The organism is Pseudothauera hydrothermalis, assembly GCF_003345255.1.
Classification (GTDB): domain Bacteria; phylum Pseudomonadota; class Gammaproteobacteria; order Burkholderiales; family Rhodocyclaceae; genus Pseudothauera; species Pseudothauera hydrothermalis.
Genome location: NZ_CP029331.1, coordinates 1,478,700 through 1,493,024 on the forward strand (window position 1 = coordinate 1,478,700; position 14,325 = coordinate 1,493,024).

The window sequence follows — 14,325 nt, forward strand, 5'->3', positions numbered from 1 at the left end:
ACCCACGTCTTGGTCTGACGATGACCGCTCGTTGCGCGACCCTTTGATCACGCCTTATACCTTGCTGGCCGATGCCTGGATGAACGCCTGGATGCAGCCGTTGGCCACTTGGCAGCGTTTCGTTGGCGACCAATGGCAACGCTGGCTGGAGGCCATGGCCCATTTACCCAGCCCCTGGATGCCGGCGCTGGCAGCGGGCCGAGAGGGGCAAACGCCGGCAATCGATTTCTTTTTGCCTTGGCTTCCGGTGAGTGCGACCGCTGAAACGGGGGCGCAGGCGGGCGCGCCCGCTGCGGCTGAATCGAAACGAAAGCCGGCCGCTAACCGAGCACCGCGCAAACCCGCTGGCCCGAAGCGCCCTGCGGCCGCAGCCAAGGTAACGGCTGCGTCGGCCACAGTTTCTACGCCACAGACAGAAAACTGAGCCGCGCGCATTTTGCCCATTTACGCGGCAAAGAAACGCGCACGGATTTCGGCCGGCAAAACCATGCCGGTCAGCTGTGCGCGCTGCAATAGCGCCCAGTAATAGCGATAGGATGCGCGGTCATGCAGGCGGCCGCGGTGCTGAATCGGTCCCCAGTCGGCGTCCTGTGCCGCGGTTAGAATTTCGGTGGCGTCATCGACTTCTGAAAAGTCCGGGCGCATGGCTTGCAGAATCGGCTGAATCTGATTGGGGTGGATGCTCCACATGCGCAGGTAGCCGAACTCACGCCGCGCGCGCTCAGCATCGGCACGGATGATGGCGATGTCGTGCAATTCGGTGGTGACATTGTGCGCAGGCACCACCCCGCAACCCAGCGCCGCGGCGGCGATCTCGGTTTTAGCGCGCACGATCAGCGGGTGCTCGAACTGTCCCGGGCTCTTCATGGCCGAGCCGGGAATCGCGCCATGGTGGGCGGAGACGAAATCCATGAGGCCAAAGTCGAGCGACTCCACCCCGTCCAGCGCGGCAATTGCCCACACTTCACGCAGTGCGCCGTGCGTTTCGATGAGCACATGAACCGGCAGCCGCCGGGGCGCTCCGACTGCGGATTCGATACGGCGCAATTCGGCGATTTGGGTTGCGGCGTCGGCCGCCGAGCGCACTTTGGGCAGGGTGACGAACGCCAAGCGCCGGCCCGCGCCACGGATCAGAATATCCAGGTCCGCCTGCCAGTGCGGATGGGTGATGTCGTGGATACGTACGCCGACCCGTCCATGGCGATTGTCGGCGCTATTGACCAGTTCAACAACCATCTGCGCATGTTCGGCCTCGGCGCCGCTGCGCGCGCCGTCTTCGCAATCGCAGGTGAGATCAAAGATCGGTCCCATCTCGTTTTGCAGCGCAAGCGCCTTGCGCATCAGCTTTTCGGAGCCGGCGTAGTGGTCGACCGCGGGCAGGGCGGGAATGGGCTTCTCGCCCTCGAAAAGTACATCGCGGGGATGTTGTCTGGCGTTCATGGTGGGCGCGGCGGTTGTTGGCTTGGCGGCGGAAAAGGATAGCAGCGCGTCGGTGAACGAAAAAGGCGCACGGGCAGGGCCGCGCGCCTTGCGATGCCGTGCTGCGGGCGAGGATCAGCTCAGCAGATCCTTCACGCCTTCACGCTCTTCGAGCAACTCGTTCAAGGTGTTGGTCATGCGCTCGCGCGAGAATTCGTCGATTTCCAGCCCTTGGACGATCTTGTATTCACCGTTTTCGGTGGTGCAGGGGAAGCCGTACACGATGCCTTCCGGGATGCCGTAGGAACCGTCCGAGGGCACGCCCATGGTGACCCATTCGCCGTTGGAGCCCAGCACCCAGTCACGAATATGGTCGATGGCCGCATTGGCCGCGGAGGCTGCCGACGACAGGCCACGGGCCTCGATGATCGCCGCGCCGCGCTTGCCGACGGTGGGCAGGAAAACGTCCTTGTTCCACACCGGGTCGTTGATCAGATCCTTGACGCTGTCGCCGTTGGAGGTCACAAAACGGTAGTCGGCGTACATGGTGGGCGAATGATTGCCCCACACCACCAGGTTCTTCAGGCTGGAAACCGCACGGCCGGACTTGGCGGCCAGCTGCGACAGCGCGCGGTTGTGGTCCAGACGCAGCATGCCGGTGAAGTTCTTGGCCGGAACACGGCCGTACTTTTCGGCAGTCTTCATGGCGATATAAGCATTGGTGTTGCACGGGTTGCCAACCACCAGCACCTTGCAGTCCGGATCGGCATGCTGACCGATTGCCGCGCCCTGAACGGTGAAAATCTTGGCGTTTTCGGTCAGCAGGTCTTTACGTTCCATGCCCGGGCCGCGCGGACGGGCGCCAACCAGAAGGGCGATCTTGGCATCTTTGAAGGCGACATTCGGATCATCGGTGGCCACCATATCGGCCAACAGCGGGAAGGCGCAGTCTTCCAATTCCATCATCACGCCTTTGACCGCCTTCTGAGCCTGCGGCAGATCGAGCAGCTGCAGAATCACGGGCTGGTCTTTGCCCAGCATTTCACCGGAGGCGATACGGAACAACAGGCTGTAGCCAATCTGGCCGGCGGCACCGGTCACGGCAACGCGGACGGGGGCTTTGCTCATGTGATTACTCCCTCAAATCGAGACGGACTGTATGGATCGGTCGTGCGCCCGTTTGCTGCCTGCCTTGGGCGGGAATCCGGCGGGCGACGGTCAGAAGTCGGGGCGCTTGGATGGTAGAAGCAAGCGCCCGTGCTGTCAATTCATGTCTATTATCTTATATAAGACATAAGACTATACATAGACGATCATCGTTTTTTGTGCTCAAATACAACCATGGCTCAGGAATCGCCAACTTTCAGTCCGCTCTATCGTCAGATCAAGTCCCTGATTCTACAGGCACTTGAGGCGGGGGAGTGGCGTCCCGGGCAGGCCATTCCCAGCGAACAGGAGCTGGCCGCGCGCTTCAATGTGTCACAGGGCACCGTGCGTAAGGCCATCGACGAAATGGCAGCGGAAAACCTACTTGTGCGCAAGCAGGGCAAAGGCACGTTCGTCGCCTCGCACAACGATCCGCGTGCGCTTTTCCGGTTTTTGCGTCTGGTGCCGATGAATGGCGATTTGACGCATCCGCAAAGTGTGCCCTTGGACTGCTGGCGTGCCAAGGCCGGCCAGGAAGCCTCCCGCATGCTGGGTATCGAGCAGGGGGCGCCGATCATCATTTTGCGTCGTTTGCTCAAATTTGGCGCCAAGCCGGTGGTGATCGACGAAATTTATTTGCCGGGAGAAATTTTCCAGGGCTTGTCGATGGAGGTGCTGCAAGGCTGGAACGGCTCCCTATACAGCTTGTTCGAGACTCGCTTCGGGCTGCGCATGATCCGCGCACAGGAGCGCATACGTGCGGTGGGCGCGGACCGCTCTACCAGCGATGCGCTCAAAGTGCCCGAAGGCACACCTTTGCTTTCGGTGGAGCGGGTCACCTATACCTATGGGGACAAACCGGTCGAGTGGCGCCGCGGGCTGTACTCGACCGCGGAACACTACTATCTCAATGAACTGAATTGACCGATTGACTCGAAGTGTAGTGCAGGCTTTCGGTTTCGATCGGGTGGCCCGGATATAATCCGGCACATTTTGGTGGTTGCGGCGGGGTATTCCGTCGTACGTGTGTGTAAGAGGGGAAACTTCATGTCAGAAGTGAGTGTGCGCAAACCGAGGCCGAAGCATCTGGCCCTGAACGAAATCCGGCTGCCGTTGCCGGGTTTCGTGTCGATCCTTCACCGGATCAGTGGAGCGGGGCTATTCCTGCTCCTGCCTTTTTTGCTGTACCTGTTCGATCTGAGTCTTGCGCAGGACAGCTTTGCCTCGTTCAGCGCGTTGGTGGGTAATCCGCTCGTCAAGCTGATTCTGTTTGGTTTGCTGTGGGCTTACTTGCACCACTTCTGTGCCGGCATCCGCTTTCTTTTGCTCGATTTGCATGTGGGCGTGGACCTGCAACCGGCGCGTCAGTCCGCGCGTCTCGTTCTGATCGTGAGTCTTGCGCTCACTGTTGTCATCGGGGTGGCTCTATGGTGAAGCATCGTATCGTCGTCGGAGCGCATTACGGCCTGAAAGACTGGATCGCACAGCGCGCCACGGCCGTGTATATGGCCGTCTATACCCTCATTTTCGCAGCCTGTGCGCTGACGCTGCCGGAACTGAGCTTTGAGGCGTGGTCGGGGCTGTTCGCTGGTGGTCTGTTCAAGTTTCTCACCTTCCTGTTCTTTTTGGCGCTGTGTTATCACGCCTGGATCGGGGTGCGCGACATCTGGATGGATTACGTCAAGCCGGTCGGCGTGCGCCTGACCCTGCATGTGGTAACGATTTTCCTGCTCGTCGGCTATGCCGGTTGGGCTGCCCAGATTCTGTGGAGGCTGTAAGCGTGAACGTCGCCAAACGTACTTTTGATGCGGTCATCGTCGGCGCCGGTGGTGCGGGTCTGCGCGCTGCGCTGCAACTGTCCGAGGCCGGTCTGAAAACCGCTGTGCTCACCAAGGTGTTCCCGACGCGCTCGCACACTGTGGCGGCGCAAGGCGGGGTGGCCGCTTCGCTGGGCAATTCCACCGAGGACAACTGGCACTGGCATATGTACGACACCGTCAAAGGGTCGGACTGGCTGGGAGATCAGGACGCCATCGAGTTCATGTGCAAAAAGGCCAACGAAGTGGTCGTGGAACTCGAACACTACGGCATGCCGTTCGACCGTACCGATAACGGCAAGATCTATCAGCGTCCCTTCGGCGGCCACTCGATGAACTACGGGCAAGCTCCGGTGATGCGCTCCTGTGCCGCCGCCGACCGCACCGGCCATGCGATGCTGCACGCGCTCTACCAGCGCAATGTACGCGCCAACACACAGTTTTTCGTCGAATGGATGGCGCTGGATCTGATCCGTGACGCCGATGGCGATGTGCTGGGTGTGACCGCATTGGAAATGGAAACCGGCGAAGTATCCATTTTCCACGCCAAGGCCACCATTTTTGCCACCGGGGGCGCGGGCCGCATCTACTACAGCTCGACCAACGCCTTCATCAACACCGGCGACGGCGCGGGTATGGCGGCGCGTGCCGGTATCCCGCTGGAAGATATGGAATTCTGGCAGTTCCATCCGACCGGGGTGGCCGGCGCGGGCGTGTTGATCACCGAGGGGGTGCGCGGCGAAGGCGGTATCTTGCGCAACGCCTCGGGCGAGCGCTTCATGGAGCGTTACGCGCCCAACCTCAAAGATCTGGCCTCGCGCGACGTGGTATCGCGGGCGATGACCACTGAAATCAACGAAGGCCGTGGCTGTGGTCCGGACAAAGACCATGTGCTGCTCGACATTACCCACTTGTCGCCCGAGACCATCATGAAGCGTCTGCCGGGTATTCGGGAGATTTCCATCCAGTTTGCCGGCGTGGACCCGATCAAGGCGCCGATTCCGGTGGTGCCGACCTGCCATTACCAGATGGGCGGTATTCCGACCAACTACAAAGGCCAGGTGGTGGTGCCCAAGGACGGCAATCCCAACACGCCGGTGCCGGGCTTTTATGCTGCCGGCGAATGTGCCTGCGCGTCGGTGCATGGCGCCAACCGTTTGGGCACCAACTCGCTGCTCGACCTTTTGGTGTTTGGCAAATCCGCCGGTGAGACGGTGGTGGAGGATTATCGCTCCGGCCAGCTCAAGCTCAAGCCGCTGCCGGCCGATGCGGCCGATGTCTCGCTGGCGCGTATTGCGCGTTTGGACAGCCAGACCAACGGCGAGAGCGTTTTTGAAGTCGGCCTGGAAATGCGCCGGACCATGCAAAAGCATGCTGGCGTGTTCCGCTTCGACAAGCTGTTGAAAGAGGGTGTGCAAAAGATTGCCGAAGTGGCCGAGCGCGCCAAGCGTACCGAGATCAAGGACAAGTCCAAGGTCTGGAATACCGCCCGCATCGAGGCGCTGGAACTGGATAACCTGATCGAAGTCGCCCGCGCCACCATGGTGTCGGCCGAGGCCCGCAAGGAATCCCGCGGTGCACACGTGCGCGATGACGCCCCGGACACCCCGGAGAACCCGAACGGCCGCGATGACAAGAACTGGCTCAAGCACACCCTGTGGTACTCGGAAGGCAATCGCCTGGAGTACAAACCGGTGAATCTCAAGCCGCTGTCCGACGATGTGGAACCCATCGCGCTCGCCAAGCGCACTTACTGAGCGCGGGAGTACAAACGACATGAGCAAGCGTACCGTTCAATTCAAGATTTATCGTTACGATCCGGACAAGGATGACAAGCCCTACATGCAGGACGTCAGCGTCGAATTGGAGGCTTCGGACAAGAAGCTGCTCGACGCGCTGGTGCGCCTGAAATCGGTCGATGACTCCTTGTCGTTCCGTCGTTCCTGCCGTGAAGGGGTGTGCGGTTCGGACGCGATGAACATCAATGGCAAAAACGGTCTGGCCTGCCTGACCGATATCGACAGCCTGGCGCAACCGATCGTGCTGCGTCCGCTGCCGGGTTTGCCGGTGATCCGCGATTTGATCGTGGATATGACCCAGTTTTTCAAACAGTACCATTCGATCAAGCCGTATCTGGTCAACAACGACCCGCCGCCTGAACGCGAGCGGCTGCAGTCGCCGGAAGATCGCGAGGAGCTCAACGGCTTGTACGAGTGCATCCTGTGCGCATGCTGCTCGACCTCGTGCCCGTCGTTCTGGTGGAACCCCGACAAATTCGTCGGTCCGGCCGGTCTGCTGGCGGCTTATCGCTTCATTGCCGATACCCGCGATCAGGCGACCAACGAGCGCCTCGACAACCTCGAGGATCCGTACCGTCTGTTCCGCTGCCACACCATCATGAACTGCGTCGACGTCTGTCCGAAGGGTCTGAATCCGACCCGTGCCATCGGCAAGATCAAAGACGCCATGGTTCGGCGGGCGATATGACCATCAACCGGGGGCGCGTGCGCTGGCAGTGCAGACGGGCTCTGCTGGAGCTCGATCTGGTGTTCGCGCGCTTTCTGGAGCGGCATTTCGATCGTCTCACCGACGATCAGCTTGCGGACCTCGACGACCTGCTGCGCTGCGACGACTACGACCTGTGGGCGATGGTCAATGGCAGCAAGCCGTGCGAAGAGGGCCGTTGGAAAGAGATGATTGCGCTGCTACGCGAATCCTTCGAGAGCCGCGCCAATCATTGACAGGGAGCCAGCTCTTGCGGGTGTGTTCCGCAAGCGCTCAGAGTTAAACGGGCAAGGAAGAGAGACCAAACCTATGAGTACTGAACGCACCGCCACCCTCATCGTCGATGGCAAGACCGTTGAATTTCCGATCATGTCCGGCACCCACGGGCAGGATGTCATCGATATTCGCACCCTGGGCAGCAAGACTGGCCTGTTTACCTATGACTCCGGTTTCCTGTCGACCGCGAGCTGCAAGTCCAAGATCACCTATATCGACGGTGATAAAGGCGAATTGCTCTACCGTGGCTACCCGATCGAACAGCTGGCTGAAAAGTGCAGCTTCCTCGAAGTGGCTTACTTGCTGAAGAACGGCGAGTTGCCCAACGCGGCGCAGAAGACCGAGTTCGAGAACACCATCAAGAACCACACCATGGTTCATGATCAGCTCACCCGCTTCTACAACGGCTTTCGCCGCGACGCCCATCCGATGGCCATCATGGTGGGCGTGGTCGGCGCGCTGTCGGCGTTCTATCACGAAGCGATGGACTTTTCCGATCAGGCGCATCGCGACATCTCTATGCATCGGCTGATCGCCAAGCTGCCCACCATCGTGGCCATGGCGTACAAGTACAACACCGGGCAGCCGTTCATGTACCCGCGCAACGACCTCGACTACACCGCCAACTTCATGCACATGATGTTCGGCACCCCGTGCGAGGAATACAAGCCGAATCCGGTGCTGGTGCGTGCGCTGGATGTGATCTTCACGCTGCACGCGGATCATGAGCAAAACGCCTCCACCTCCACGGTGCGTTTGGCCGGCTCCTCGGGTGCCAACCCGTTTGCCTGCATCTCGGCCGGTATTGCCTGCCTCTGGGGGCCGGCGCACGGCGGCGCCAACGAGGCCTGCCTGAACATGCTGGAAGAAATCGGTGACGTGTCCCGTGTCGGCGAATACATCAAGCGTGCCAAGGACAAGAACGACCCCTTCAAGCTGATGGGCTTCGGTCACCGGGTCTATAAGAACTTCGATCCGCGCGCCAAGCTGATGGGCAAGATCTGCGCCGAAGTGCTGGGCGAGCTGGGGCTGGAAAACGACCGCCTGTTCAAACTGGCCAAAGAGCTTGAAAAGATCGCGCTGGAAGACGAGTACTTCATCGAGAAGAAGCTCTACCCCAATGTGGACTTCTACTCCGGCATCGTGCAGAAAGCATTGGGCATTCCCACCTCGATGTTTACCTGCATTTTTGCGCTGGCCCGTACCGTGGGCTGGATTACTCAGTGGGAAGAAATGATCACCGATCCGGAATATAAGATCGGCCGTCCGCGCCAACTCTACATCGGTGCCGCGCGACGCGACGTACCGGATCTGGCTGCGCGTCCGTAATAGACCCGCGCATGGCATGAAGCGGGCGGAAAGGACGCGCCGGCGCTAGTCGCCGACGCCGCGGGGTGGCCATGTGCGGCCATCCCGTTTTCACATCAGCGCGATACCGGCACGCCTTGGCGACCCCAGGCAGGGAAACAGCACACAACAGGTGGCTTTCATCATGATGAAGCAGCATATTTCAACTTCGCATCTGTTCGGCGCCAATGCGCTGTTCATCGAAGAACTGTACGAGAACTATCTGGCCGATCCGACCTCGGTGCCGGAGAACTGGCGCACGTATTTCGACCAATTACAAACCCAGCCCGGTGCGGCGGTGCGCGATGTGGCGCACGGTCCGGTGATTGCGGCCTTCGAACAGATGGCCAAGCGCGGCCCGGTACGCACCGTCGTTGCCGAAGGTGGCGACGACAAACGGCAGGTAGGTACCTTGCAGCTCATCAACGCGTACCGCTTTCTTGGCAACCGTTGGGCCAATATCGATCCGCTCAAGCGCAGCGAGCGCCCGCAGATTGCCGAACTGGAGCCCAGCTACTACGGCTTTACCGAAGCCGATCTGAACAAGCAGTTCAACGTCGGCTCATTCCACGGTTTTTCCACGCAGCACGCCACCCTGCGTGAAATTCTCGAAGCGCTGCGTCAGACCTATTGCGGTTCGATTGGCGCCGAGTACATGTACATTGCAGACATTCAGCAAAAGCGCTGGATTCAGAGTCGGCTGGAAAGCGTGCGCGGCACGCCCAAGTTCTCTGCCGAGGTGAAGCGTCGCATCCTCGAGCGCATCACTGCCGCGGAGACGCTGGAACGTTACCTGCACACCAAATATGTAGGTCAGAAACGCTTTTCCCTGGAGGGCGGCGAATCGGCCATCGTAGCCATGGACGAGCTCATCCGCGTGGCCGGCAGCTTGGGCGTGGGCGAGACGGTCATCGGCATGGCCCACCGCGGCCGTTTGAACGTCCTGGTCAACACCCTGGGTAAATCGCCCTCGATGCTGTTCTCGGAGTTCGAAGGCAAGGCGGCGTCAGATCTGAGCGCGGGCGATGTCAAATACCACATGGGCTTTTCCAGCGATGTGATGACCCCCGGCGGTCCGATGCACCTGACACTGGCCTTCAACCCGTCGCACCTGGAGATCATCAATCCTGTGGTCGAAGGTTCGGTTTATGCGCGGCAGTTGCGCCGTGGCGATACCGCAAAGAGCCAGGTGCTGCCGGTGCTGATCCACGGCGACGCAGCGGTGGCCGGTCAAGGGGTGAATCAAGAAACGCTCAACTTCTCCCAAACCCGCGGCTACGGCACCGGCGGTACGGTGCACATCGTCATCAACAACCAGATCGGCTTTACCACCTCCGATCCACGTGATTATCGGTCTTCGCTGTACTGCACCGATATTTTCAAGATGGTCGAAGCGCCGATCTTCCATGTCAACGGCGACGATCCGGAAGCGGTGGCTTTCGTGACTGCGCTGGCGGTAGAGTTCCGTCAGCAGTTCAAGAAAGACGTGGTGATCGACATCGTCTGCTTCCGCCGTCTGGGCCACAACGAGCAAGACGAGCCGATGGTGACCCAGCCGCTGATGTACCGCACCATCCAGAAGCACCCGGGTACCCGTAAGCTCTACGCCGACCGTCTGGTGGCCGAGGGTACGCTTGCCAGTGACGAACCGGAAAAGATGATCGCCGAATACCGCGAGCATCTCGACAAGGGCGAATTGCTCTACAACCCGGTGCTGTCTGGGCACAGCCGGCAGTTTGCGGTGGACTGGACGCCCTTCCTCAACCAGCCCTATACCGACGAGGCCGACACCGCCATTCCGGCACAGGAAGTCAAGCGCTTGGCCGAACGTCTGTCTTACGTGCCGGAGGGTTTCACGCTGCATCCGCGGGTCAAGAAAATCATCGATGACCGCGCCGCGATGGGCCGGGGTGAAATGCCGCTGGACTGGGGCATGGGGGAGAACCTGGCCTACGCCAGCCTGCTGGCCCAAGGCTACGGCGTGCGTATCTCGGGCGAGGACGTAGGACGGGGCACCTTTTTCCATCGCCACGCGGTGTTGCACGACCAAAAACGCGAGCGCTGGGACGAAGGCACCTACAAGCCGCTGGAAAACATCCAGGACGGTCAGGCGCGCTTCCAATGCTATGACTCGGTGTTGTCCGAAGAAGGCGTGCTGGCCTTCGAATACGGTTATGCCACCACCGAACCGAATGAATTGGTGATTTGGGAAGCGCAGTTTGGCGACTTCGTCAACGGCGCCCAGGTGGTGCTCGACCAGTTCGTCAGCTCGGGCGAGGCCAAGTGGGGGCGGCTGACCGGGCTGACCATCATGCTGCCGCACGGTTACGAGGGTCAGGGGCCGGAGCATTCGTCGGCGCGACTGGAGCGCTTCATGAACATGGCGGCGGAAAACAACTGGCAGGTCTGCGTCCCGACCACGCCCAGTCAAATCTTCCATCTGTTGCGCCGTCAGATGCTGCGTAAGCTGCGCAAGCCGCTGATCATCATCACGCCCAAGTCCTTGCTGCGTCACAAGGAAGCGGTCTCGACCATCGATGAGCTGGCTTACGGGCGGTTCCGCACGGTCATCGGTGAAACCGAAGCGCTGGATGCCAAGAAGGTCAAGCGCGTGGTGCTATGCCAAGGCAAAATCTATTACGAGCTGCTGGCTTATCGCCGTGAGCAGGGCATCAAGGACACCGCGCTGGTCCGCATCGAACAGCTCTATCCTTTCCCCGCGGAGGAATTTGCCAAGGCGATCAACGCCTTCCCCAACGCCAAAGAGGTGGTCTGGTGCCAGGAAGAGCCGCGCAACCAGGGCGCCTGGTATTGGTTGGTATCCCGTCAGCACCTGGTCAACGTGCTCGGAGCCAAGCGCAAGCTGCTGCTCGTGAGCCGCCCGGCTGCCGCATCGCCCGCGGTGGGCTACTACGCCAAGCACCTTGCCCAGCAAAAGGCGGTGGTGGAAAACGCCTTTGGTCCCATCAAGGATGCAATGCCGCAAAACCCTAATCAATAACGATACACACCGGGAGAAAATTCCATGCTGATCGAAGTCAAGGTGCCGCAGCTGTCCGAGTCCGTGTCCGAAGCCACGTTGGTTTCCTGGCATAAAAAAGAGGGCGAACTCGTATCGCGCGACGAGAATCTGATCGATATCGAAACCGATAAAGTGGTGCTTGAGACCCCCGCGCCGGCCGATGGTGTGCTGGTGAAGATCATCAAGCAAAACGGCGAGACGGTCACTTCGGGTGAGCTGATCGCCCAAATCGACACTGAAGCCAAGGCGGCTGCGGGCGCCGCCAAACCGGCCGAGCCGGTTCCGGCAGTCACCCCGCCGCCGGCCGCCGCGCCGGCCGCGGCAGCCGGTACCGCCAGCCCGGCTGCACGCAAGATTCTGGAAGAAAAAGGTCTTGCCGCCGCGGACGTGGCCGGTTCGGGCCGTGGTGGCCGGGTGACCAAGGAGGACGCCGTGGCCGCCCAGCCAAAAGCTGCCACGCCCGCTGGGGCGCCGGCGGTGGTGCTATCCGGCGCGCGTCCGGAAGAGCGCGTACCCATGACCCGCCTGCGTGCCCGCATTGCCGAACGCCTGATCCAGTCCAAGAACGAAAATGCCATCCTGACCACGTTCAACGAAGTCAACATGGCGCCGGTCATGGCGCTGCGCAAACAATACGGCGAAAAGTTCGAAAAAACCCACGGCGTTCGTCTGGGTTTCATGGGCTTTTTCGTTAAGGCCGCAGTGGCTGCGCTCAAGAAGTTCCCGATCCTGAACGCCTCGGTCGACGGCAACGACATCGTCTATCACGGCTACATCGACATCGGCATTGCGGTGGGCAGCCCGCGCGGCCTGGTGGTGCCGATCCTGCGTGACGCCGACCAGATGTCGATCGCGGAAATCGAGAAAAAGATCGCCGAGTTCGGCCAAAAAGCCAAGGACGGCAAGCTGTCGTTGGAAGAACTCTCCGGCGGCACCTTCTCGATCTCCAACGGCGGCGTGTTCGGTTCGATGCTGTCGACGCCGATCATCAACCCGCCGCAGTCGGCCATTCTCGGCATCCATGCCACCAAGGACCGTCCGGTAGTGGAAAACGGTCAGGTTGTCATCCGTCCGATCAACTACCTGGCGCTGTCTTACGATCACCGCATCATCGATGGCCGCGAAGCGGTGCTGGGTCTGGTGACCATCAAAGAAGCACTGGAAGATCCGGCGCGTCTGATCCTCGACGTGTGATCAAGATCGACCGGGGCGCGCGTCGCGTGAAAGCGTGTGCTTTCAGCCGCGGGCGCGTCCCGCGTGCCAAGAAAGGGAGAATCCTATGTCCAAGCAATTCGACGTTCTCGTCATCGGCGGCGGCCCCGGCGGTTATGTGGCGGCCATCCGTGCCGCACAGCTCGGCTTCAAGACCGCCTGCTGCGAATCCAATCCGTATGCCGACCCCAAGGGCGAGCCACGCCTCGGCGGTACCTGCCTGAACGTGGGCTGCATTCCGTCCAAGGCACTGTTGCACACCTCGCACCTGTTTGAAGAAGCCGCGCACAGTTTTGCTGCCCAGGGCATCAGTGTCGGCGCGCCCAAAATCGATGTGGCCAAGATGCTGGCGCGCAAAAGTGGCATCGTCGATCAGCTCACCGGCGGTATCAAAGGACTGTTCAAAAAGAATAAGGTGACTCTACTCGCCGGCCATGGCTCCTTCGTGAAACAGTTGGCCGACGGTTGGGAGCTCAAAGTTGGCGAAGAGACCGTGGTAGCCAAGCAGGTGATCGTCGCCACCGGTTCCAAGGCCCGGCATTTGCCGGGCATTCCGGTGGATAACAAAATTGTCTGCGACAACGTTGGCGCACTGGACATCGATGCGGTGCCAAAGAAACTGGCGATCATTGGCGCGGGCGTCATCGGCCTGGAAATGGGTTCGGTGTGGCGTCGGCTGGGTTCGGAGGTCACCGTGCTCGAAGCCATGCCCGATTTCCTGGCCGCAGCCGACCAGGATATTGCCAAGGAGGCGTTCAAGCTCTTCACCAAGCAAGGTCTGAAGATCAATCTTGGCGTCAAGCTCGGTGAGGTCAATGTCGGCAAGAAAGGCGTGTCGCTGACCTATACCGACAAAGACGGCGCGGAACAGAAGCTGGATGCCGACCGCCTGATCGTCTCGGTGGGCCGCGTGCCCAATACCGACGGCCTGAACGCCGAAGCGGTGGGCTTGAAACTCAATGAACGCGGCATGATCGAGGTGGATGATCACTGCCGCACCAATTTGCCTGGCGTATGGGCGGTGGGCGATGTGGTGCGCGGGCCGATGTTGGCGCACAAGGCCATGGAAGAAGCGGTGATGGTGGCTGAAGTGATGGCAGGGCAAGCCGGTCACTGCAACTTCGACACCGTGCCTTGGATCATCTATACCGCGCCGGAGATCGCTTGGGTTGGCAAGACCGAGCAACAGCTCAAGGCCGAAGGTGTGGCCTACAAGGCCGGTAAGATCCCGTTTGCCTTCAACGGCCGCGCGATGGGCATGGCCGCGCCGGAAGGATTCGTGAAGATGCTGGCCTGCGCCAAGACCGATCGCATTTTGGGTGTGCACATTATCGGTGCATCCGCTTCCGAGTTGATTGCCGAAGCGGTTGTGGCCATGGAGTTTGGCGGCGCATCGGAAGATATCGCGCGCATCTGCCACGGTCATCCGACCATGTCGGAAGTCATGCATGAGGCCGCGCTCGCCTGCGACAAGCGGCCCTTGCACGCCTGAACCGGGCCTCACACGACAAGCAGGGAGAAGGTCGGGGCGCCGCCAGGCGCCCGGGCGCTTCTCCCTTTTTCATCCGGTTAAATTTATCG

General features: G+C 60.6%; 12 protein-coding genes. 10 read left to right on the plus strand and 2 right to left on the minus strand.

The genetic code is table 11. The features are described from left to right. Nucleotides 1–444 precede the first annotated feature (444 nt). Both DIE29_RS07155 and DIE29_RS07160 read right to left on the minus strand, forming a co-directional pair. Nucleotides 445–1,440, minus strand: coding sequence for an HpcH/HpaI aldolase/citrate lyase family protein (locus DIE29_RS07155; RefSeq protein WP_102041671.1), 996 nt, complete (start codon nt 1,438–1,440; stop codon nt 445–447). A gap of 114 nt (nt 1,441–1,554) precedes the next feature. Further along, nucleotides 1,555–2,547 carry a malate dehydrogenase gene (locus DIE29_RS07160; RefSeq protein WP_102041672.1) on the minus strand — a complete coding sequence of 331 codons (993 nt, stop codon included), beginning with the start codon at nt 2,545–2,547 and terminating at the stop codon, nt 1,555–1,557. A 213-nt stretch (nt 2,548–2,760) separates the two neighbouring features. Between DIE29_RS07160 and DIE29_RS07165 the strand changes: the two genes are divergently transcribed. From DIE29_RS07165 to lpdA, 10 genes are all read left to right on the plus strand, one after another. After that, nucleotides 2,761–3,489: a GntR family transcriptional regulator gene (locus tag DIE29_RS07165; protein ID WP_114649566.1), complete on the plus strand. Its 729-nt coding sequence runs from the start codon at nt 2,761–2,763 to the stop codon at nt 3,487–3,489. A gap of 123 nt (nt 3,490–3,612) precedes the next feature. Next, nucleotides 3,613–3,999, plus strand: coding sequence for a succinate dehydrogenase, cytochrome b556 subunit (sdhC, locus tag DIE29_RS07170; protein ID WP_108080112.1), 387 nt, complete (start codon nt 3,613–3,615; stop codon nt 3,997–3,999). Continuing rightward, complete coding sequence (sdhD, locus tag DIE29_RS07175) at nt 3,993–4,343, plus strand: succinate dehydrogenase, hydrophobic membrane anchor protein (protein ID WP_114649567.1); 351 nt, start codon at nt 3,993–3,995, stop codon at nt 4,341–4,343. The genes sdhC and sdhD overlap by 7 nt, the downstream gene beginning before the upstream one ends. Before the next feature lie 2 nt (nt 4,344–4,345). Further along, complete coding sequence (sdhA, locus tag DIE29_RS07180; protein WP_102041676.1) at nt 4,346–6,139, plus strand: succinate dehydrogenase flavoprotein subunit; 1,794 nt, start codon at nt 4,346–4,348, stop codon at nt 6,137–6,139. A 19-nt stretch (nt 6,140–6,158) separates the two neighbouring features. Next, a complete protein-coding gene (locus tag DIE29_RS07185) occupies nt 6,159–6,869 on the plus strand; it encodes a succinate dehydrogenase iron-sulfur subunit (RefSeq protein WP_102041677.1) in 711 nt (236 codons plus the stop codon). After that, the gene (locus DIE29_RS07190; RefSeq protein ID WP_102041678.1) at nt 6,866–7,123 is read left to right on the plus strand and encodes a succinate dehydrogenase assembly factor 2; all 258 of its coding nucleotides are present in this window, start codon (nt 6,866–6,868) and stop codon (nt 7,121–7,123) included. The genes DIE29_RS07185 and DIE29_RS07190 overlap by 4 nt, the downstream gene beginning before the upstream one ends. 73 nt (nt 7,124–7,196) lie before the next feature. Beyond that, entirely contained in the window at nt 7,197–8,492 is a 1,296-nt protein-coding gene (gene gltA, locus DIE29_RS07195; protein ID WP_102041679.1) for a citrate synthase, read from the plus strand. 163 nt (nt 8,493–8,655) lie between these two features. Further along, complete coding sequence (locus DIE29_RS07200; RefSeq protein ID WP_114650279.1) at nt 8,656–11,511, plus strand: 2-oxoglutarate dehydrogenase E1 component; 2,856 nt, start codon at nt 8,656–8,658, stop codon at nt 11,509–11,511. A gap of 24 nt (nt 11,512–11,535) precedes the next feature. After that, nucleotides 11,536–12,726, plus strand: coding sequence for a 2-oxoglutarate dehydrogenase complex dihydrolipoyllysine-residue succinyltransferase (gene odhB, locus DIE29_RS07205; RefSeq protein ID WP_114649568.1), 1,191 nt, complete (start codon nt 11,536–11,538; stop codon nt 12,724–12,726). A gap of 85 nt (nt 12,727–12,811) precedes the next feature. Then, the gene (gene lpdA, locus DIE29_RS07210; RefSeq protein WP_114649569.1) at nt 12,812–14,236 is read left to right on the plus strand and encodes a dihydrolipoyl dehydrogenase; all 1,425 of its coding nucleotides are present in this window, start codon (nt 12,812–12,814) and stop codon (nt 14,234–14,236) included. Nucleotides 14,237–14,325 lie beyond the last annotated feature (89 nt).

What these genes read in the sequence shown, in the direction of transcription:
- sdhD (WP_114649567.1), top strand. Translation starts at nt 3,993, where the DNA reads ATGGTGAAGCATCGTATCGTCGTCGGAGCGCATTACGGCCTGAAAGAC.
- gltA (WP_102041679.1), top strand. Translation starts at nt 7,197, where the DNA reads ATGAGTACTGAACGCACCGCCACCCTCATCGTCGATGGCAAGACCGTT.
- DIE29_RS07155 (WP_102041671.1), bottom strand. Translation starts at nt 1,440, where the DNA reads ATGAACGCCAGACAACATCCCCGCGATGTACTTTTCGAGGGCGAGAAG.
- sdhC (WP_108080112.1), top strand. Translation starts at nt 3,613, where the DNA reads ATGTCAGAAGTGAGTGTGCGCAAACCGAGGCCGAAGCATCTGGCCCTG.
- DIE29_RS07190 (WP_102041678.1), top strand. Translation starts at nt 6,866, where the DNA reads ATGACCATCAACCGGGGGCGCGTGCGCTGGCAGTGCAGACGGGCTCTG.
- lpdA (WP_114649569.1), top strand. Translation starts at nt 12,812, where the DNA reads ATGTCCAAGCAATTCGACGTTCTCGTCATCGGCGGCGGCCCCGGCGGT.
- DIE29_RS07200 (WP_114650279.1), top strand. Translation starts at nt 8,656, where the DNA reads ATGATGAAGCAGCATATTTCAACTTCGCATCTGTTCGGCGCCAATGCG.
- DIE29_RS07165 (WP_114649566.1), top strand. Translation starts at nt 2,761, where the DNA reads ATGGCTCAGGAATCGCCAACTTTCAGTCCGCTCTATCGTCAGATCAAG.
- DIE29_RS07160 (WP_102041672.1), bottom strand. Translation starts at nt 2,547, where the DNA reads ATGAGCAAAGCCCCCGTCCGCGTTGCCGTGACCGGTGCCGCCGGCCAG.
- DIE29_RS07185 (WP_102041677.1), top strand. Translation starts at nt 6,159, where the DNA reads ATGAGCAAGCGTACCGTTCAATTCAAGATTTATCGTTACGATCCGGAC.
- odhB (WP_114649568.1), top strand. Translation starts at nt 11,536, where the DNA reads ATGCTGATCGAAGTCAAGGTGCCGCAGCTGTCCGAGTCCGTGTCCGAA.